This is a genomic window from Pseudomonas lini, from assembly GCF_964063345.1.
In the GTDB taxonomy this organism is placed as follows: domain Bacteria; phylum Pseudomonadota; class Gammaproteobacteria; order Pseudomonadales; family Pseudomonadaceae; genus Aquipseudomonas; species Aquipseudomonas lini_B.
Window position 1 is genome coordinate 6,228,080 of record NZ_OZ061318.1, and the last position, 18,703, is coordinate 6,246,782.

Annotated in this window: 15 protein-coding genes; 9 read left to right on the top strand and 6 right to left on the bottom strand. The window is 61.1% G+C overall.

What is annotated here, in order from left to right:
• Positions 1–2: 2 nt before the first annotated feature.
• The 4 genes from otnK (at position 3) to otnI (ending at position 4,461) form a co-directional block, all read left to right on the top strand.
• Positions 3–1,295, top strand: coding sequence for a 3-oxo-tetronate kinase (gene otnK / locus AB3226_RS28300; protein ID WP_367375472.1), 1,293 nt, complete (start codon positions 3–5; stop codon positions 1,293–1,295).
• The gene (locus AB3226_RS28305) at positions 1,292–1,930 is read left to right on the top strand and encodes an aldolase (RefSeq protein ID WP_367375473.1); all 639 of its coding nucleotides are present in this window, start codon (positions 1,292–1,294) and stop codon (positions 1,928–1,930) included. Before otnK ends, AB3226_RS28305 begins: the two co-directional genes overlap by 4 nt.
• Before the next feature lie 184 nt (positions 1,931–2,114).
• Positions 2,115–3,575, top strand: a complete 1,461-nt coding sequence (locus AB3226_RS28310) for an SLC13 family permease (protein ID WP_367375474.1) — start codon at positions 2,115–2,117, stop codon at positions 3,573–3,575.
• 103 nt (positions 3,576–3,678) lie between these two features.
• A complete protein-coding gene (otnI, locus tag AB3226_RS28315; protein WP_367375475.1) occupies positions 3,679–4,461 on the top strand; it encodes a 2-oxo-tetronate isomerase in 783 nt (260 codons plus the stop codon).
• 4 nt (positions 4,462–4,465) lie between these two features.
• On the opposite strand, the gene AB3226_RS28320 is transcribed toward otnI, so the two are convergent.
• From AB3226_RS28320 to AB3226_RS28345, 6 genes are all read right to left on the bottom strand, one after another.
• Positions 4,466–5,284, bottom strand: coding sequence for a DeoR/GlpR family DNA-binding transcription regulator (locus AB3226_RS28320; RefSeq protein WP_038983119.1), 819 nt, complete (start codon positions 5,282–5,284; stop codon positions 4,466–4,468).
• Between the two features lie 134 nt (positions 5,285–5,418).
• Positions 5,419–6,066, bottom strand: a complete 648-nt coding sequence (locus AB3226_RS28325; protein WP_367375476.1) for a hypothetical protein — start codon at positions 6,064–6,066, stop codon at positions 5,419–5,421.
• The gene (locus tag AB3226_RS28330) at positions 6,063–7,250 is read right to left on the bottom strand and encodes a methyl-accepting chemotaxis protein (RefSeq protein ID WP_367375477.1); all 1,188 of its coding nucleotides are present in this window, start codon (positions 7,248–7,250) and stop codon (positions 6,063–6,065) included. Before AB3226_RS28330 ends, AB3226_RS28325 begins: the two co-directional genes overlap by 4 nt.
• Positions 7,251–8,000: 750 nt before the next feature.
• The gene (locus AB3226_RS28335) at positions 8,001–8,765 is read right to left on the bottom strand and encodes a substrate-binding periplasmic protein (RefSeq protein ID WP_367375478.1); all 765 of its coding nucleotides are present in this window, start codon (positions 8,763–8,765) and stop codon (positions 8,001–8,003) included.
• 129 nt (positions 8,766–8,894) lie between these two features.
• Positions 8,895–9,803 carry an alpha/beta hydrolase gene (locus tag AB3226_RS28340; RefSeq protein WP_367375479.1) on the bottom strand — a complete coding sequence of 303 codons (909 nt, stop codon included), beginning with the start codon at positions 9,801–9,803 and terminating at the stop codon, positions 8,895–8,897.
• A 190-nt stretch (positions 9,804–9,993) separates the two neighbouring features.
• On the bottom strand, positions 9,994–11,769 hold the full coding sequence (locus AB3226_RS28345; protein ID WP_367375480.1) for a sigma 54-interacting transcriptional regulator: 1,776 nt from the start codon (positions 11,767–11,769) through the stop codon (positions 9,994–9,996).
• A 287-nt stretch (positions 11,770–12,056) separates the two neighbouring features.
• Here AB3226_RS28345 and AB3226_RS28350 point away from each other — a divergent pair, with 287 nt between their 5' ends.
• The 5 genes from AB3226_RS28350 (at position 12,057) to AB3226_RS28370 (ending at position 18,660) form a co-directional block, all read left to right on the top strand.
• Positions 12,057–13,532: a benzaldehyde dehydrogenase gene (locus tag AB3226_RS28350; RefSeq protein WP_367375481.1), complete on the top strand. Its 1,476-nt coding sequence runs from the start codon at positions 12,057–12,059 to the stop codon at positions 13,530–13,532.
• A gap of 59 nt (positions 13,533–13,591) precedes the next feature.
• On the top strand, positions 13,592–14,359 hold the full coding sequence (locus AB3226_RS28355; protein WP_367375482.1) for a coniferyl-alcohol dehydrogenase: 768 nt from the start codon (positions 13,592–13,594) through the stop codon (positions 14,357–14,359).
• A gap of 101 nt (positions 14,360–14,460) precedes the next feature.
• Positions 14,461–16,110, top strand: a complete 1,650-nt coding sequence (locus AB3226_RS28360; RefSeq protein WP_367375483.1) for a DUF1302 domain-containing protein — start codon at positions 14,461–14,463, stop codon at positions 16,108–16,110.
• Positions 16,111–16,125: 15 nt separating this feature from the next.
• On the top strand, positions 16,126–17,487 hold the full coding sequence (locus AB3226_RS28365) for a DUF1329 domain-containing protein (RefSeq protein WP_367375484.1): 1,362 nt from the start codon (positions 16,126–16,128) through the stop codon (positions 17,485–17,487).
• 69 nt (positions 17,488–17,556) lie between these two features.
• Entirely contained in the window at positions 17,557–18,660 is a 1,104-nt protein-coding gene (locus tag AB3226_RS28370; RefSeq protein WP_367375485.1) for a WD40/YVTN/BNR-like repeat-containing protein, read from the top strand.
• Positions 18,661–18,703 lie beyond the last annotated feature (43 nt).

Consider the following 18,703-nt stretch of genomic DNA (forward strand, 5'->3'; position numbering starts at 1 on the left):
CAATGAACACAACCACTGTACGCCCATTGCTGGGTTGCATCGCCGACGATTTCACCGGTGCCACGGACCTTGCCAACATGCTGGTGCGCGGCGGTATGCGCACCGTGCAAAGCATCGGCATTCCAAGCAGCGAAGTGGCGGCGGGGCTTGATGCCGATGCGATTGTCATCGCCCTGAAGTCGCGCACGATTCCCGTCGCCGAAGCGGTCGAACAATCCCTCGCAGCGCTGGCCTGGCTGCGCGAGCAAGGCTGCGAGCAGATCTTTTTCAAGTACTGCTCGACATTCGATTCCACCGCGGCCGGCAACATCGGCCAGGTCAGCGAAGCGCTGCTGGCGGCGCTGGGCAGCGACTTCACCCTGGCATGTCCGGCGTTCCCCGAGAATGGCCGGACGATCTTTCGCGGCCATTTGTTTGTGCAGGATCAACTGCTCAGCGAGTCGGGCATGCAGCATCACCCCCTGACGCCGATGACCGACGCCAACCTGGTTCGGGTGCTGCAATCGCAGACTGCCCTGAACGTCGGCTTGTTGCGCTACGACACCATTGCCCAAGGGGCCGAGCAGGTGCGTGAGCGAATCAAAGAGCTGCGGGCTCAAGGTGTCGGCATGGCGATTGCCGATGCCTTGTCGGACCGCGATCTGTACACCCTCGGCACCGCCTGCGCCGACCTGCCATTGCTGACCGGCGGTTCTGGGCTGGCTCTGGGCTTGCCGGAAAACTTCCGTCGCGCCGGCAAATTGCGTGACCTCGATGCCTCGAAACTCCCGGTAGTATCGGGCGGTGAAGTGGTGTTGGCCGGCAGCGCGTCGATCGCCACCAATGGGCAAGTGGCAGCCTGGCTCGAAGCCGGGCGGCCGGCGCTGCGGATTGATCCGTTGGCCCTGGCGGCCGGTGAACCGGTGGTTACCCAGGCCCTGGCCTTTGCCAAGAACAATGAACACACCGTATTGATCTACGCCACCAGCTCACCGGACGAAGTCAAGGCAGTGCAACAACAGTTGGGCGTCGAGCAGGCGGGGAGTCTGGTGGAAAACGCTTTTGGCGAAATTGCCGAGGGCCTGCGCCAGAGCGGTGTACGGCGCTTCGTGATTGCTGGCGGTGAAACCTCGGGCGCTGTGGTTCAGGCTTTGGGCGTGCAACTGTTGCAGATCGGCGCGCAGATTGATCCGGGTGTGCCGGCGACGGTCAGCAGCTCGGATGAGCCTTTGGCCCTGGCACTCAAATCGGGCAACTTCGGTGGTCGGGATTTCTTCAGCAAAGCGCTGAAGCAATTGGCCGGAGGTGCTCAATGAGCAACGAAAATGCCCTGCGCGAAGAAATCTGCCAGGTCGGCCGCAGCCTTTATGAGCGCGGTTATACCGTCGGCAGCGCCGGCAACATCAGCGCGCGGCTGGACGACGGTTGGTTGATCACACCGACCGACGTCTGCCTCGGTCGCCTCGACCCGGCGACCATCGCCAAGGTCAATCTGGCCGGCGAATGGGTCTCCGGTGACAAGCCTTCAAAGACCCTGGCTTTGCATCGCCAGGTCTACGACCGCAACCCGAATGTCGGTGGCGTGGTGCATACCCATTCCACTCATCTGGTGGCGTTGACGCTCGCAGGTGTCTGGCAGCCGGACAACATCCTGCCGCCGCTGACGCCCTATCAGGTGATGAAAGTCGGGCCTATCCCGTTGATTGGTTACCAGCGGCCCGGTTCACCGAAGGTGGCCGAACAGGTCGCGCATTTGGCCAACAGCGTTCGCGGCGTGATGCTCGAACGGCTGGGGCCGGTGATTTGGGAGAGTTCGGTCTCCAGGGCCAGCTACGCCCTGGAAGAACTCGAGGAAACCGCGCGGCTGTGGCTGATGAGCAATCCCAGGCCCGAGCCGCTCGATCAGGCAGCACTGGACGAGCTGCGAGTGACCTTCGGCGCGCACTGGTAGCGCTCTAATTTTTTAACACGACAGATCGACAACGCAGGCCTTGTCAGGGAGACGCACAGCGACTCCTCACGACCCCGGCTTGCCTGAAAAATACAATAACAAGAGGACATCCAGGCATGACTCACCTTCACTGCGACATTTTCAGAAGAACCCTTTCGTTCACCCGATGTGGAGGGCTTCTGAAATGAGCCCGTTAATCCTGATGGTTACCGCGGGGCTAGGGATCGCTCTGTTGTTGTTTCTGGTGCTCAAGTACAAGTTCCAGCCGTTCGTGGCCTTGATGCTGGTGAGCATTCTGGTGGCGCTGGTGGCTGGGGTGAAACCGGCCGATCTGGTCGCCACCATTGAAGGCGGCATGGGCAAGACCCTGGGCCATGTCGCGATCATCATTGCCTTGGGCGCGATGATCGGGCGGATTATCGAACTCTCCGGCGGTGCCGAGGCGCTGGCCAAGACGCTGATTGCCCGATTCGGCAACCGCCGCACGCCACTGGCGCTGACGATTGCCGGGTTCATGGTGGGGGTGCCGGTGTTCTTTGAGGTCGGCGTGATCATCCTGATGCCGCTGGCCTATGGCGTCGCTCGCAGTGCGCGTAAGCCATTGTTGGTGTTCGCACTGCCGATGTGCGCGGCGTTGCTGACCGTACACGCCTTCCTGCCGCCACACCCGGGTGCGGTGGCTGCTGCCAGCCAGTTGGGTGCCGACCTTGGCCGCGTGCTGATGTTCGGTCTGCCGCTGACGGCGTTCCTTTGCTATGTCGGCTATCGCGTGGCCGGGCGCATGACCCGTCGGGTGTACCCGATGACTGATGATATTCGTGCCGAGGTCTACGGCCCGCATGTCACCAACGAGGACTTGGCCGCCTGGTCCAATGGCAACGGCAAGAGCACTGAACGAGCGGCTGTGGCCGTGTCGCACATGGGCCTGGAAGAGGCCACCAGCAGCATCGTTTCCAAGTTGCCGCCGGCACCTGCGCCGGGTTTTGGTTTGATCGTCAGCCTGATTGTGTTGCCGATTATTCTGATTCTGCTGGGAACGCTGTCCACCTCGTTGCTGCCTGCCGAATCGATCCTGCGCGGCATCATGACCGTGCTCGGCGCGCCGCTGGTGGCGCTGCTGATCGATACTTTGCTGTGTGCCTGGTTGCTGGGTTCGCGTCGGGGCTGGAGTCGTACTCAGGTGTCTGATGTGATCGGCTCGGCCTTGCCTGGTGTGGCCATGGTGATCCTGATTGCCGGGGCCGGCGGAGTGTTCGGCAAGGTGCTGGTGGATACCGGAATCGGCGCCGTGGTCTCCGATATGCTGCGCACCACCGGTCTGCCGGTACTCGCCCTGGGGTTTCTGCTGACCATGCTGTTGCGTGCGGTTCAGGGCTCGACCACGGTGGCGCTGGTGACCACCGCCGGCATCATCAGTCCGCTGATCGCTACCCTCAATCTCACGGCGAATCACATGGCACTGTTGTGCCTGGCGATGGGCGGTGGCGGGTTGGCCATGTCCCATATCAATGATGCCGGTTACTGGATCTTCACCAAACTGTCCGGGCTGAACGTGGCCGACGGCTTGCGCACCTGGACGGTGTTGACCACCTTGCTCGGCACGTTGGGTTTCGGTATTACCTTGTTGATCTGGCCGTTTGTCTAACGCACTGTCGACTTGTAGGAGCCAGGCTTGCCGGCGAAGGCGTCCTTGAGATCGCCTTCGCCAGCAAGCCTGGCTCCTACAAAAAACATATATAGGAGTTCCCATGCCTCGTTTTGCCGCCAACCTCAGCATGCTCTATCCGGAACATGAGTTTCTGGACCGCTTCGCCGCCGCTGCCGCCGATGGCTTCGAAGCCGTGGAATACCTGTTTCCCTACGATTACAGCGCTCAGGAACTCAAACAGCGCTTGAGCGACAACGGCCTGGTGCAGGCACTGTTCAACGCACCGCCCGGCGATTGGGCGGCGGGCGAGCGGGGCACGGTGTCGTTGCCGGGGCGGGAGAGTGAATTTCGTAGCGGCTTCGATCGCGCGCTGGAATACGCCGCGGTGCTGGGCAACTCGCGCATCCATGTGATGGCCGGCTTGCTGCCGTCGGAAAGCGATCGCCCACGGCATCACGGCGTGTACCTGGATAACCTGGCTTACGCCACCGCGCAGGCCGCCAAGGCTGGCATCACGGTGTTGCTGGAGCCGATCAATACGCGGGACATGCCGGGCTTTTTCCTCAACCGTCAGGATCAGGCCCAGGCCATCTGCAAGGAAGTGGGCGCCACTAACCTGAAGGTTCAGTTCGACTGCTACCACTGCCAGATCGTCGAAGGTGACCTGGCCACTAAACTGCGTCGGGACTTCGACGGCATCGGTCATATCCAGATCGCCGGCGTGCCGGATCGACATGAGCCGGACCTGGGCGAAGTCAATTATCCCTATCTGTTCGAACTGATCGACCAGTTGGCTTATGACGGTTGGGTAGGGTGCGAATACCGGCCGCGTGGTAACACCTCGGCCGGCTTGCAGTGGCTGCGTGACTGGAAGGCGCGCTAACGCCTTACGCGTTGCTATCAGAAGGCAACAACAGTTCGACACCCTGCTTGCGGATGCTATCGGCCGCGGCAGGGGTCAGCGCGTCGTCGCTGAGGATGATGTCGAACTGTTCGAGCCCGGCGATCCGGTACATGCTGAACGTGCCGTACTTCGAACTGCTGGCCACCAGCACCACTTGCGAGGCCGATTGCATCGCGACTTGCTTGACCTCCACCTTCAGCGCCGAAGGCGTGGTAAGGCCGCGACGTAAATCCCAGGAGCTGGTGGAGATGAACGCGATATCGGTGACGACCTGGCGCAAGGTGGCCACCGCCAGACCGCCCACGCATGATTGATTGGAATGATCCAACTGCCCGCCAGTGTGAATCACCGTGACATGGGGCGCATCGATCAGCGCCTGGACAATCCCGAAGTCGTTGGTCACCACGGTCATGCCCGACAGCGCCTTGATGTACGGGACAATCTCCAGCGTGCTCGTCCCCGCGTCCAGATAAATCGTCATATCGGCATGCAGTAGCCGCGCGGCCAGCTTGGCCATCGCCTGCTTCTGCGGCAACTCGACCACCGCCTTGATCTGATGGCTGGGCTCGCTATGGAGCTGGCTGGCGATTCGCACGCCACCGGTGACCGAATAAGCCCGGCCTTCCTGTTCAAGCAGCGCGATATCGCGGCGAATGGTCATGTGCGAACAGTCGAACATTTCCATCAACTGATGAACGCTCAGCACCTGATGCTTGCGCAACTGGCGCAGCATCAATTCACGGCGCTGTTCTGGGATCATCGGTGCGCCGCTGTCGGCGGCGATGTCCTTTTGACTAGGCATTCAGGCTCCAGAATGAAGAAATCCGCCAACAGGGAAAGCGGGGCAAACATAGTAGCGAATCTACGGCCAACGGACGAGTTGTGTGGGTCAACGGTTGTCCTCGGCACCGCTGCGAAGTCGAATGGCGATATGCCTCAGTCCAGATCCCGGCGGATAGCGTCGAGGCGTTCGTCGAGCAATGGGGTGAGCAGGGCGTAGCACTCCGCCGGGGTGATAGACACGGTCTTTGTACCGATCAGGCAACTTTGAAGTCGCTCGAGAGCATTGTGCAGCGAGCGGGGGGCATGCCTGAGCAAGCGCTCATGCAGGTACTGCAACTGCACAAGCATTTCCAATGGGCAACGCTGATGGGCGGCGGCGCGCACCGACAGGCCGCGCAGCCGCCCCAGGTCTTCCAGCTCCCAACAGCGCTCGGCGATGCTCGGGGGCTGAAGATTGAGCGCACAGCGTTGCAGTTCGAGGTGCTGGATGGCGCCGAGCAGGTCTTGCAGCAACCGGCAATGGCCATCGAAATCCGTAGGGCCGCGGCGCAATGCGTTCCAGGCCTGCCATTGTGCGGAATACGGCCACTCCCTCCAGCGTTGGTCGAGCGCGTGACCGAGTGCCTGGCAACGCTGTTGCGCCTCGCGGGTGATCTGTCCACCGAGGCCGCGATGCTGCTGCAGACCTTGCAGCAGGTCGAGGCCCAGCAAGAGAGCCTGTCTCAGTCCGGTGTCAGCCTGTGGCAGACGGATTCGTCGGGATTGCGCAACATCGAGGGTTGCGCCGAGTTGTAGGTTCATGGGCGACTTCCGACGGTGAGCTGGTTGAGATAACGGGTCAGATCATGCAGCGCATGGGTTTGCATGCTCTGCTCCTGCACCGCCCCATTGACCTGTTGCAACTGTTCGCTGAGGGCATGATTGGCTTGCTGGTGCTCGCTGAGTGCCAGTTGCATGGCGCCGAGATGTTGCAGATTGGTCTGGCTTCGTCGAGCCAGGTCGTCGAGGTTGGCGGCGAGGTGCTCGCTCTGTTGGTTTCCTGCTTCGAGCAAAGCACGGTGTTCTTTGACCTCGCCATCCACCTGGCGCACGGCGGTGGCGATCGCCGTCGCGGCCGTAGTGATTTCGTTGGTCGCCCGGTCGGTGGCCTGGGCCAGGCTGCGGACCTCATCGGCGACCACGGCAAAACCGCGACCGTGCTCACCCGCGCGGGCAGCCTCGATGGAGGCATTGAGCGCCAGCAACTGGGTCTGCCTGGCCAGTGCCTGGATGCTAGTGACGGTGCTTTCCACTGCGGTAGTGCGCTGCAGCAATGCTTCCACGGCGTGAGCGGTATTGCCCAGGCTGTGCTGAATGGTGAGCATGCTGCCACCTACTGAGCGCGCCTCCAGGCAACCGGATTCACTCTGGGCATGGGCGTTGGCGAAGGCCGCCAGCGCACCTTGGGCCAAGGCATCGATGCTGTGCAGGGTCTGATCGATCTGCTCGCTGGCGGCCGCGATCATGGCAATTCGTTGGCTTTGTTCCTCACCCTGGTCGCGGGCCTGTTGGGCCATCTGCTCCAGGGCACGGCTGGCGAACTGTACCTCGCTGCGCAAGCGTTCGTTGTTGCGCAGTTGCATGCTGGCGGTCACCAGGAGCGTCGCTGGGTCGGCATCCCGGGAGCTGCGCAGCAGTTGTGCAAGTTCAGTGTCCCAGAATGTCTGCAGATGGCGTTGATGGCGCTCGCGAAGTTGCCAGGCGCAGCCCAGGTAAACGACGCCAGGTATCAGGGTCAGCGCGCTTGTGGGGTGTTCGGCCAGCGCGAGACCGCAGGCGCCGAGGGCCAATCCAAGCGGTAACCAGAAACCGGTTCTACTGCGTTCGAGCAGGGCCATGCCGGGTTTGAACAATGCTCTGAGGGCTGTGCCGGCGGGACGCGATTTGCCGCCACTGTGCAGAGCAGCGATGGCATGACCCGAGGGGAGTATTCCTTGAGCAGACATGAGGAGTTCCTTTTGTACCGGGATGAAAGCAAAAACGGCGTACGCCCACCTTCCATCATGTGGAGGGGAGCGGACGCCGTTGCCCGTGATGTTTGCGAAGCCATCGTCGTTGATGGCTCAAGCCTGATCAAAAGCCTAAGCAAGTTGTTTGCCAGCCTTTGCGGTCGCCACCGCGTCAGCCTGTCGCCCATGCAGTGAAGGGGAGATTCCATTTCGATGGCCAGGGCTGCGAAGGCAGAAAAGGCGATCAACGCACCAGTCGCGGGAATGGCTGAGCCGCAGTGCTCTGTTCTGGTTCGTGCCCATCAGGACGTGCAATGAACCGAAACGGGGGCGCATCGCCCAATGCCAGTCAGTTAAGGAAAGGAGGTGCCAAATGCATAACCTGTGGCGAGGGGGCTTGCCCCCGCTCGGCTGCGAAGCAGTCGTAATCCGGTGCATGCGGTCTGCCAGACAGAACGAGGTTGCAGATTTTAGGACTGCTTCGCAGCCCAACGGGGCGATGCGGCGTTCCGACAAGCCCCCTCGCCACAAATGCTCGCCAGACCAAAGATCTATGTTAACTGACTGGCATTAGCCGCATCGCCCCCTCACGCAATGCAAGAAAGGTTGGCACGGTTAGTTCATGAGTTTCTGAACTAACTATTTGCTGCAGCCTATTCAATCATTTGCGGCAGGGTCTTGGGATCTGCCCCACGGGACTGACGCCATCTCCGGCAATACGCAGAATGAGCGGCGCTGTCGGTTCCGTTATTGCGACAAATAGCTCTTCTGTATACGCGCCAGAGTGCCGTCATCGCGAAGCTTTTCAACCGCCTCGCGCAGGTCTTGCACCAGTTGAGCGGAGCAAAGCCTGGAGCAAGCCAGATAGAGCTCCGCTCTGCTCATGACGGGGCTCATGAACAGCTTGCGTTCAGACACCTTCGGCCAGATGTATTGACTCTCGGGAACACCATTGAACCAGGCATCAATGCGACCTTTCAAAAGCATCTGCGCAGGGTTATCGCCAATGGTCAGCGGGTAGATCTGCTCGTCGCTGAAACCTTGTGCACGCAGGATTTCCTCCTGAGCGCTGCCCAGGCCGACACCGATCACCCGGTAGGTTTTTTTCGCTTGGGCGAAGCTGTTCACCGGCCGGTCGAGGCTGAAAAAAGCGCGCTCCATGGGCATGATTGACGTGATCCAGGTGAAGCGATCTTCGCGTTCCGGCGTGCGAGACAAGGGGGCTATCAAAATATCCTGCTTCTCGCTGACGTATTTCTGCGATCTGGCCCAGGGAAGCACATGGACATGAGCGACATAGCCAGCGTTGGCAATGGCCGTCAGAACGGCTTCTCCGACCATTCCGTGCCCCTTGGCATCATCGACAAACGTCAGTGGCGGTGCGTCCGGGATATACAACTCAAGCGGCAATGGCACGCCAGACGCGTTACCGGCAATAAGCAACGATAACGACAGACAAAACCTGCAAAGCGCTTTTGTATTGGCAATTAATACCCATGAGCTCTCGCTCATGGTTGACAGGTCAGGGATTGAACGTAGAAGGGCGCCACAAGTCACCAGTTGATCACAGGGAGGATGGGTCTACCGGCCGTTGTTTAATATTGGATACGGTATCGCCCCGCATTCTACGCAAACTTGAAGTCAGGACACATCTTCCCCCAGGTGCCGAAGGAGGAAGGCGCTGATCTGGTCCAGTGCCCGGCGGGCTTCTTCGAGTTGATCGCTCATGCTCTGGAAGACATGAATCATTCCCGGCCAGACGTCCAGGTGTACCGCCACTTCGGCGCTGGCCAGGCGGCTGGCGAGCCGGGTTGAATCGTCCAGCAGGCATTCCCGACTGCCCACCTGGATCAGCACTGGCGGTAGACTCCGAAGGTCACCGTATAGGGGGGAGGCCAGCGGATTCAGTGGTTCGGCGCCCTGCAGATAGGTGTCGGCCATAAGGGTCTTGCCAGCAAGCGGGCCGAGCAATGGATCTCTCGCCTTCTGCAAATTCCAGGACGCTCCAGTCTGAGCCATGTCCACCCAAGGCGACATCACTACCGCAGCTGCGGGCAGCGGCAAACCAGCGGCCTTGGCAGCCAGCATCAGGGCCATGCACAGACCGCCACCGGCACTGTCGCCGGCCAGCACCAGGTGCCCGGCGTTCACACCGTTTTCGAGGAGTGCGCGGTAGACATCCAGAGCGTCCTCTACGGCGGCCGGGAAAGGGTGTTCCGGGGCCAGGCGGTAATCGATGCACAGGGTACGAATCCGGCTGCGGGCTGCCAATTGGCTAACGAACGGGCGATAGGCCTGGGCACTGCCAAATGAATAGCCTCCGCCATGCAGATACAGCAACACGACGTCAGGCCGGGCATCTGTGGGATTGACCCAAAGCCCACTGACACCGGCCAGATTGGCGGCCTCAAAGACCACGCCCTCGGCACAGGAGCCGGAGCCGAAAAGTTGTTCGGCCTGTTGACGCTGTTGATCGACAGTCAGCGAGCTGAGGGGAGGCAGTTGGCTGAGTTGTTCGATGATGCCGTCGATGTTGTTGTTATGGGGCATGTGGACTCCGGGGCGCGTGTGATGGGGTAAACAAGTTAACTTCAAACATAGTTCATCGTCATAACTATATTGGCAAGATAATTTCGTTTCATCCTCATCTACGACGGGTAGCCGTTGCTACGCTAACCTCCGCGCCTCAACAAGAGCGGGCTGCTCCTGCCGAGGTGGGCTTGCATTGACTCAGCCTGAGTCAAACCGATGCCTGTCGGTACTTCTTCAGTCGGTAGGCAAACTGCGCACGACTCAACCCCAGCAGTCGCGCGGCGGCCGCGAGATTGCCTTCGCTCTTTTGCAGCGCTTCGTCGATCAAACGCGACTCCAGGCCTTCAATGGAGAAGCCGTGTTCCAGACGAGCCAGGGTTTCCAGCAAGGCCGGACGAGGCTGCGTGGTGGCGGGGCTCTGGTCAGTGGCTGCGAGGCTGCCATTGCCGTCCAGAGAGTACGCCTCCTGTGGCATGGGTTCGTTGCGAAACAGGTGGACCAGATCGATGGCTTGACCGTCTTCGCTGGCGATCAGGCCGCGCTCGACCAGGTTTTGCAATTCCCGCACGTTGCCGGGGAAGTCATAGCGCAACAGCACTTTGAGTGCACGCATGGTCAACCCGGCGGGCTTGCGGGCGTAGGCCTGACAGAAGCGCCGCAGGAACGCATTGACCAGCAACGGGATGTCGTCACGGCGTTCGCGCAATGGCGGCAACGTGATGGGATAGACGTTCAGGCGGTAGAACAGGTCCTCGCGAAAGTCTCCGGCCGCCACGGCTTTGCGCAAGTCGACATTGGTTGCGGCCACTACCCGGACATCGACCTTGATCGACTGACTTGCACCGATGCGCTCGATCTCACGCTCTTGCAATGCACGCAGCAGCTTGCCCTGTCCGGGCAGGCTGAGGCTGGCGATTTCATCGAGAAACAGGGTGCCACCGTGAGCGCGTTCGAAGCGTCCGGGGCGCGAATGGGTCGCGCCGGTATAGGCGCCGCGTTCGACACCAAACAGTTCGGCCTCGATCAGATTGTCCGGGATCGCTGCGCAGTTGAGGGCCACGAAAGGTGCTTGGTGGCGTGGGCTGAACTGATGCAACTGACGGGCGAACAATTCCTTGCCGACCCCGGACTCGCCACTGAACAGCACCGTGGCCGGCGTCGGCGCAACCCGCTGCAGGGCGAGGGTCGCGGCGTTGAAGGCGGCGCTGGCGCCAATGGGTTTTTGCCCGCCGGGTAATTCGCTGTCGTCATCCTGGGGCGCGGGCGCCGGGACTGGACGTTGCTTGGGGGCGACGCTGGATGGCGTGGCGGTGAGATAACTCAGGTCCTGTTCGACATCGCCCCATTGCTCGGCGGTCTTGCCGATCACCCGGCAGCTCTCATGGCCCATGCCCCGGCACTCGGTTTCACGGAAGATCACCAGGCGGCCGAACAGCCCGCTGACATAACCGATGGCATAGCCCAGTTCGGTCCAGCACACCGGATCCTGGCCAATCCCGTAGGCGGCGATATGTTCGTCGGCCTCACAGGAGTGGTGCCAGAGGAATTCACCTTCGTAGAAGCCTGAGTCGGCGTCGAATTTGAAGTGCAGGGGTTCGACCTTGGTCATGCCTTCGAGTGTGTGCAGGCGCGTGCCAGCCGAGAACACCGCCGCGGCGTCGGCGTCTGGCCAGCGCTCGCGGATCAATCGCGCATCACGTGCGCCGGACAAATAGCCGGTGCGAGTAAACAGACCGCGAGTCTGTTCCAGTCCCTGGCGCTCGATAATCTCCCGTCGCAGCGCGCCGAAGGATGAACTGTGCAATAGCAGCATGCGCTGGTCGTTGAGCCAGATACGTCCGTCAACCGGGGAAAAGAACAGGCATTCGGCTAACTCGGCCAGGGTCGGTGAGTTGCCCTCGGTCAGTTGAGTGCTGTCTCCCCGTGGCGAGAAATGTTCCTCCTGCACCGCGAGATGAGGAAGCAGCGAATGGGGATTATTCATTGTTATATGCCCCTGAGCGAGTCGACTGATCGAAATGATCAATTAGCAAAACAGTTATTAAACATAACTTTATCATTTGGACAAGTGGCCGGGTGTCGACCGAGCGCCAAACGCCTTGCCCTATTCATCAGTGCTCCTCTCAAACCTTCAGGCCAGAGCCTTCGCCACCTAAAACGCGTGGCAACGGAGGAAGTCGGCACAGCCCTTGCTCTAGTGCTTTCACGACGCTGCATCCTTTTAGCAAGGCCGCGTCAGGCAATTACAAACACAAGAGCCGGGAGACCGAAATGTCGGTAAGTGAACCATCTGATTTTCTGCGGGACGCACTGTGGTGCGAACGCATCTTCAATGGCGACTGGATACGTCCATTGGGCGGCGTCAACAGAGTCATCGAGCCGGCCACCGGCGAGGTACTGACCGTCACAGGATTAGCCGATGCGGCGGACATCGCGTTTGCCAGCCTGACCGCTGCCCGTGTTCAACCGGCCTGGGCGGCATTGGGGCCACGGGAGCGCGCAGAGATCTTTCGCAAAGCCGCAGCCCTGGCCCAGCAACACTTTGCCGAACTGGCGCTGTACATCGCCCGGGAAAGTGGCGGCAGCCTGTTCAAGGGAGAACATGAGGTTCGCGAGGCGATCGTCTTGTTGCATCAGGCCGCCGGTCTGCTGTCGCAACCCCATGGTCTGGTCCTCCCAAGCGAAGCGGGGCGTTTGTCCTATGCGCGCCGGTTGCCCCATGGCGTGGTCGGGGTGATTTCACCGTTCAACTTTCCCCTGGTGCTTTCCCTGCGTTCGGTGGCACCGGCGCTGGCGGCCGGCAACGCGGTGGTGCTCAAGCCCGATCCGCAGACCCCGGTCAGTGGCGGTTTCATCATTGCCCGGTTGTTCGAGGCGGCCGGTTTGCCAAAAGGGTTGCTGCAGGTTTTACCGGGCGCAGCAGTGGCCGGTGAGGCCCTGTGCCGCGACCCGCATGTTCGGATGATCGCGTTCACCGGTTCTACCGCAGCCGGGCGCAAGGTCGCGGAGGTGGCTGGGCGTCATCTGAAAAAAGTCGCTCTGGAACTGGGCGGCAAGAACTCGTTGATCGTGCTCGAAGATGCCGATCTTGAGTTGGCGGCGAGCAATGCCGCTTGGGGTGCCTGGCTGCATCAGGGGCAAATCTGCATGGCCACCGGACGCATCCTGGCCCATGAATCGATCGCTGAAGAACTGGTCCGCCGGCTGGCAGAGAAAGCCCGGGCGATCACGGTCGGCAATGCTGCTCGTGGCGAGGCGGTATTGGGGCCTTTGATCAACAAACGACAGTTGCAACGCGTGCATGAAATCGTCACGGAGAGTGTGACGGCCGGGGCAACACTGGAAGCCGGCGGCGAGTTTGAACGGCTGTTCTACCAACCTACGGTGCTTTCCGGTGTGCGTCCGGGCATGCGCGCATTCGAGGAGGAGATCTTCGGCCCGGTCGCCACGGTGGTGAGTTTTTCCAGCGACGATGAGGCCATCGACCTGGCCAACCGCACCGAGTATGGCTTGTCCGCAGGGATCATTTCGCCTTCGGTCGGGCACGCGATGGCGATTGGCGAACAACTCAATTGTGGTCTGCTGCACATCAACGATCAGACGGTGGCCGACGAGTGCATCAACCCGTTCGGTGGGCGCGGCAGTTCGGGCAATGGCGGCAGCGTGGGCGGTCCGGCCGACTGGGACGAATACACCCAATGGCAATGGGTGACGGTCAAGGATACCGCGCCGCGCTACCCGTTCTGACGGCCAGGACCAGACCGACGAAGTCGGACGAGTACACAAAAATAATAAGAGGACTCAACATGAAACTCGACAACAAGATTGTGCTGGTGACCGGGGTCTCCTCGGGTATCGGCGCCGCTACTGCAAGCCTGCTGCGCGCCCACGGCGCCCACGTGATTGGCGTCGATCTGAAGGCCCCGCACATGACCCTGGACGGTTTTGTCCAGGGTGATCTGAGCAGTGCCGAGAACATCGACCGGCTGCTGCCGCAGTTACCGGCACGGATCGACAGCCTGTGCAATATCGCCGGGGTGCCGGGCACCGCAAATCCGCAATTGCTGGCGCAGGTCAATTACCTGGGACTGCGTCACCTGAGCCAGGCATTGTTGCCGCGAATCGCCGCTGGCGGCAGCATCGTCAATATCGCCTCGATCCTCGGCGCCGAGTGGCCGTTACGCCTGGAACAGCACAAGGCGCTGGCACGCATCGAAGGTTTCGCCGCTGCGCAAGCCTGGCTGGCCGTGCACCCGGTACCGGACGCGACCTGCTACCAGTATTTCAAGGAAGCCTTGATCGTCTGGAATTACCTGCAGGCCCAGCCCTGGTTCCTCGAACACTCAGTGCGCATGAACAGCGTGGCACCGGGCCCGGTTTTCACCCCCATCCTCGGCGACTTTGTGAGCATGCTCGGTGAAGCACGGACCCAGGCCGATGCCCATCGCATGAAACGCCCCGGTTATGCCGATGAGGTGGCGGCGGTGATTGCTTTCCTGTGTGCCGACGAGTCGCGCTGGATCAACGGCGTCAACCTGGCAGTCGATGGCGGATTGGCCTCCACCTACATCTGAAATGCACACCTGTAGACAGCGGTGCAGGCCGCTACCTGAGCATGCTGGCAGGTGCCATGCATGCAAAGCCATGCCAAAAATAAAAATAATGAGGAGCGTCCATGGACAACGTTAAACGTTGCTTTCGTTTCAAGCATTGCGCCCTGTTTCTGGCGTTATGCAGTGCAGGCGTGATGATCGAAAGGGCCGAGGCCATGCAAATGGACCTGGGAGATTCGGACTGGAAACTGCGTTGGGACAACACCATCAAGTACAGCCAGGCCTGGCGTCTGCAAGGGCAGGACAGCCGATTGGTCAACGCGCCGACAGCCAACGGCCTGTACCCCTCGATCCAGAGTCAGGGCGATAAAAACTTCAGCCGCGGCCTGGTCTCCAACCGTCTGGACTTGTTTTCCGAAATGGATCTCAGCCGGCAAAACTATGGGCTGCGTGTGAGCGGCGCGGCCTGGTACGACGACATCTACAACCAGGACACCGACAGCAGCGAGCAACCGCATTTCCTCAGCGAAACCCGCAAGCTCCATGGCCGCGATGCTGAAATTCTCGACGCCTTTGTGTTTCTGCGCGGAGACCTCGGCGAAGACTCCCAGGGCGTGGCGCGTTTGGGGCGGCACAGCCTGATTTACGGTGAAAGCCTGTTCTACGGTGGCAACGGCATTGCCAATGCCCAGGGCCCGACCGATGTGGTCAAGTTGCTCAGCGTGCCGGGAACCCAGTTCAAGGAGATCCTGCGTCCGGTCAACCAGATCTCCGGGCAGTTGCAGATCAACCCGCAGTTGTCGGTGGGCGCTTACTACCAGTTCGAGTGGGAACGTTCCAATCTGCCCGGTGCCGGCAGCTACCTGAGTGATACCGATGCCATCGGTTATGGCAGCGGTTCGCTGCGTGAGGTATTTGGCAACGACACGGTGAATGGCGGCGATCTGAAACCGAGGAACTCGGGGCAGGGCGGTATGCAGATTCGCTTCAAACCCACCGGGACCGAGCTGGAGCTGGGTTTCTACGCCGCGCAGTATCACGACAAAGCCCCGATCGGCCTGTACGCCTACCTCGACGGTGCAGCCGCGGCGGCCACCGGGCTGCCGATCCTGAGTTCCTATCGTCAGGTCTACGCCGAAGATATCAAGACGGCTGGCGTCAGCTTTTCCACTGCCTATGGCCCGTTCAACTTTGCCGGTGAAACTTCCGTGCGCTGGAATGCGCCGCTGGTGAGCAACCTGCAAGTGGTGACCCCAGGCATGGAAGCCGATGGCGGCGATAACTCATTGTTTGCCCGGGGCAAAACCGCTCACGCCAACCTGTCGGCGATTTACCTGCTATCGCCTACCGCGTTTTGGGATGGCGGCTCGGCACTGGCCGAACTGGCGTGGAACCGCACCCTGAGCGTCACCGAGAACGCCGCCGCCCTGGATTCCAATACCACCCGTGATGCCACTGCGTTGCGGGTATTGGTGGAGCCTGCGTACTTCCAGATTGTCGACGGGATCGACCTGACCGTGCCAATCGGCATGGGCGTGGTGCTCGATGGGCGTTCTTCGGCCGTCAACAAGTCGGGCTTCGGCAATACCCATTCCGGCGACTGGAGTGTCGGGCTCAAGGCGACCTACCTGCAGCGCTGGGATGTCGGCCTCAACTACGTGAACTTCTTCGGGGCACCGAAAGCCGGGCTGCGCGAGGACGGCAATTTCAGTTACGGGCAGTCGCTGGCCGACCGCGATTTCGTCTCGCTCTACGTGAAAACCTCATTCTAATAAGGTGGATTCGCCATGCAGAACAACGCTTTCCTGAACACTTGCGTCCTTACCCTGGCCCTGGCTGGCATCAGCCTGGCGCAGGCAGCGGTGTCGCCTGAACAGGCTGCACGTTTGAAGTCTGAACTGACGCCTCTTGGCGGCGTGCGCGCCGGCAATGCCGATGGCAGCATCCCGGCCTGGGATGGCGGTTACACCAAGGTCGCGCCGGGCTACAAACCGGGCGATAAACGTGCCGATCCATTCGCCGGCGAGAAGCCGCTGTATTCGATCAAGGCCTCGAACATGGAGCAGTACGCCAGCGGACTGGCCGAAGGTACCAAGCTCCTGTTGAAGAAATACCCGGACTATCGGCTGGACGTCTACCCGACCCATCGCTCGGCGGCAGCCCCGCAATGGGTGTATGACAACACCGGCAAGAATGCCACCCGTGCCACGTTGGACGTGGAAACCGAAAAAGTCGCCAGCGCCTATGGCGGTATCCCGTTCCCGATCCCGGACAACGGCGCGCAAGTACTGTGGAACTACCGGTTGTCCTGGCAGGGCGGCGAGACCATCAGCGCACCTTTTGATACCTGGCTGATGACCGCTGGCGGAAAGAAAGTCCAGGCGACCCGAGCCCTGTTCAGCTATCAGTTCCCCTACTACTCCGAAAGTGGCGGCCTGGAAAATTTTGCCGGCAAGTACCAGGTTGGCAAGCTGTTGACCGAACTGCCGTCATCCAAGGCCGGCGAAGGCTTGATGACTCATTGGGACATGGACCCCGCCAACCGTGCGGCCTGGCAGTATCTGGTCGGCCAGCGCCGGGTACGCCGGGCGCCGAACATCGCCTACGACACCCCGGACTTCGTCACCTCTGGCGTCGGTCTGTTTGACGAAGCGTTCATGTTGTTCGGGCCTACCGACCGCTACGATCTCAAGCTTGCGGGCAAGAAAGAACTGATCGTCCCCTACAACAATAATCGCGCCGGCCTGGCCAAGAGCGACGACCTGGTCAAACCGAACTTTCTCAATCCTGATCTGGTGCGCTGGGAGAAGCATCGGGTCTGGGTGGTCGAGGCCACGCTCAAATCCGGCAAGCGCCATGTGGTGCCGCATCGGACCTACTACGTCGACGAGGACTCCTGGCAGATCCTGATGGTCGACGGGTATGACGCGCAGGGCAAACTGGGCCGGCAGCAGTATTCGCTGACGTTGCTGGCGCCGGACCTTCCGGCGCTCACTGCGCAAGTCATGTGGGGCAGCTACAACCTCGATACCGGCGCCTACTTCCTTAACTCTTCGAGCAACGATCTGGCGGTCCAGTACCAGACGATCGCAAAACCTTCAGCTTCCTATTACACACCGGATGCCATGGCTAACGAAAACATGCGTTGAACCATGGCGCGCCGTGACGAGCGAAAAGCTCGTCGCGGTCGCTGGCAATTTTCCAGGCGGGATAAAGACATGAACGTTGAAAAAATCTTTGCGAGTTTCGGTCTGCGATGGAGTGCCTGCGCGCTGGCGTTGTGTCTGTTGGTGAGCACATCCATGACTGCGCAGGCCGCGACGTTCGCGGTACTGCAGCAGCCGGCACTGCCGACCGCCAAGGCCGCGCGCGCGGTATTGCTTGGGTTGGCCCGGGCTGGTGAGCGTCTGGTGGCGGTCGGCGAGCGCGGCATCGTGCTGCTTTCGGATGACTCTGGAACGACTTGGCGCCAGGCCCGTGTGCCGGTCAGCGTCAGCCTGACCGCGGTGCAATTCGTCGACGCCGAGCAGGGCTGGGCGGTCGGTCATCTGGGCGTGGTGTTGCACACCGAGGACGGTGGTGAAACCTGGCACAGGCAACTCGACGGTGAGCGTGCCGCCGCGCTGGCGGTGCAGGCCGCGGAGCGCGATGCCGATCGGCCAGGCGGCGCCAGCAACCTTGCGCAGGCACGGCAGATGCGGGGCGACGGGCCGGATAAACCATTTCTCGACCTGTACTTCCGTGACCGCCTGCATGGCTACATCGTTGGCGCCTATAACCAGATCTACCGCACCGACGACGGCGGGCGAAGCTGGCAGCCGTGGATGCAGCATGTGAACAATCCGCAGGGCCTGAACCTGTATGGCATCCGCGCTTCGGGTAATGACCTGCTGCTGGTGGGGGAGCGCGGTTTGCTGTTGCGTTCGACCGATGCCGGGCATTCGTTCCAGCCTCTGAAATCACCTTATGAAGGCAGCTTTTTCGGTCTGCTCGGCACCCGCGCAGGAGCGTTGATTGCCTATGGATTGCGCGGCAACGCCTGGTGGTCCGAGGACCGTGGCAGCAGTTGGCGACGCCTCGACACCGGCATCGAATCAACACTGGCGTCAGCCATCGAGCTGCGTGACGGCAGCCTGCTGTTGGCCAGCCAGAGCGGTGAACTTTTGTTCAGCCATGACCAGGGTCGCAGCTTCGACAAGCGCCAGAGCCGTAGCGGCGGGACGGTCGCTGCCGTGCAACAGACAGCCGACGGGGGGCTGGCCAGCGTCGGTTTGAGTGGCGTGGCCACTGACCAGGATCCGCGGGTCTCCGCCAAACCTTGAAACTTCACGGTGTAGCGCTATCGGGCCATGGCCCGTGCAACAG

Excerpts from the sequence above, each read along its gene's own strand:
- AB3226_RS28355 (WP_367375482.1), top strand. The coding sequence starts at position 13,592 with ATGAAACTCGACAACAAGATTGTGCTGGTGACCGGGGTCTCCTCGGGT.
- AB3226_RS28305 (WP_367375473.1), top strand. The coding sequence starts at position 1,292 with ATGAGCAACGAAAATGCCCTGCGCGAAGAAATCTGCCAGGTCGGCCGC.
- AB3226_RS28335 (WP_367375478.1), bottom strand. The coding sequence starts at position 8,765 with ATGAGCGAGAGCTCATGGGTATTAATTGCCAATACAAAAGCGCTTTGC.
- AB3226_RS28350 (WP_367375481.1), top strand. The coding sequence starts at position 12,057 with ATGTCGGTAAGTGAACCATCTGATTTTCTGCGGGACGCACTGTGGTGC.
- AB3226_RS28370 (WP_367375485.1), top strand. The coding sequence starts at position 17,557 with ATGAACGTTGAAAAAATCTTTGCGAGTTTCGGTCTGCGATGGAGTGCC.
- AB3226_RS28360 (WP_367375483.1), top strand. The coding sequence starts at position 14,461 with ATGGACAACGTTAAACGTTGCTTTCGTTTCAAGCATTGCGCCCTGTTT.
- AB3226_RS28330 (WP_367375477.1), bottom strand. The coding sequence starts at position 7,250 with ATGTCTGCTCAAGGAATACTCCCCTCGGGTCATGCCATCGCTGCTCTG.
- AB3226_RS28320 (WP_038983119.1), bottom strand. The coding sequence starts at position 5,284 with ATGCCTAGTCAAAAGGACATCGCCGCCGACAGCGGCGCACCGATGATC.
- AB3226_RS28365 (WP_367375484.1), top strand. The coding sequence starts at position 16,126 with ATGCAGAACAACGCTTTCCTGAACACTTGCGTCCTTACCCTGGCCCTG.
- otnK (WP_367375472.1), top strand. The coding sequence starts at position 3 with ATGAACACAACCACTGTACGCCCATTGCTGGGTTGCATCGCCGACGAT.
- AB3226_RS28325 (WP_367375476.1), bottom strand. The coding sequence starts at position 6,066 with ATGAACCTACAACTCGGCGCAACCCTCGATGTTGCGCAATCCCGACGA.
- AB3226_RS28345 (WP_367375480.1), bottom strand. The coding sequence starts at position 11,769 with ATGAATAATCCCCATTCGCTGCTTCCTCATCTCGCGGTGCAGGAGGAA.
- AB3226_RS28340 (WP_367375479.1), bottom strand. The coding sequence starts at position 9,803 with ATGCCCCATAACAACAACATCGACGGCATCATCGAACAACTCAGCCAA.
- AB3226_RS28310 (WP_367375474.1), top strand. The coding sequence starts at position 2,115 with ATGAGCCCGTTAATCCTGATGGTTACCGCGGGGCTAGGGATCGCTCTG.
- otnI (WP_367375475.1), top strand. The coding sequence starts at position 3,679 with ATGCCTCGTTTTGCCGCCAACCTCAGCATGCTCTATCCGGAACATGAG.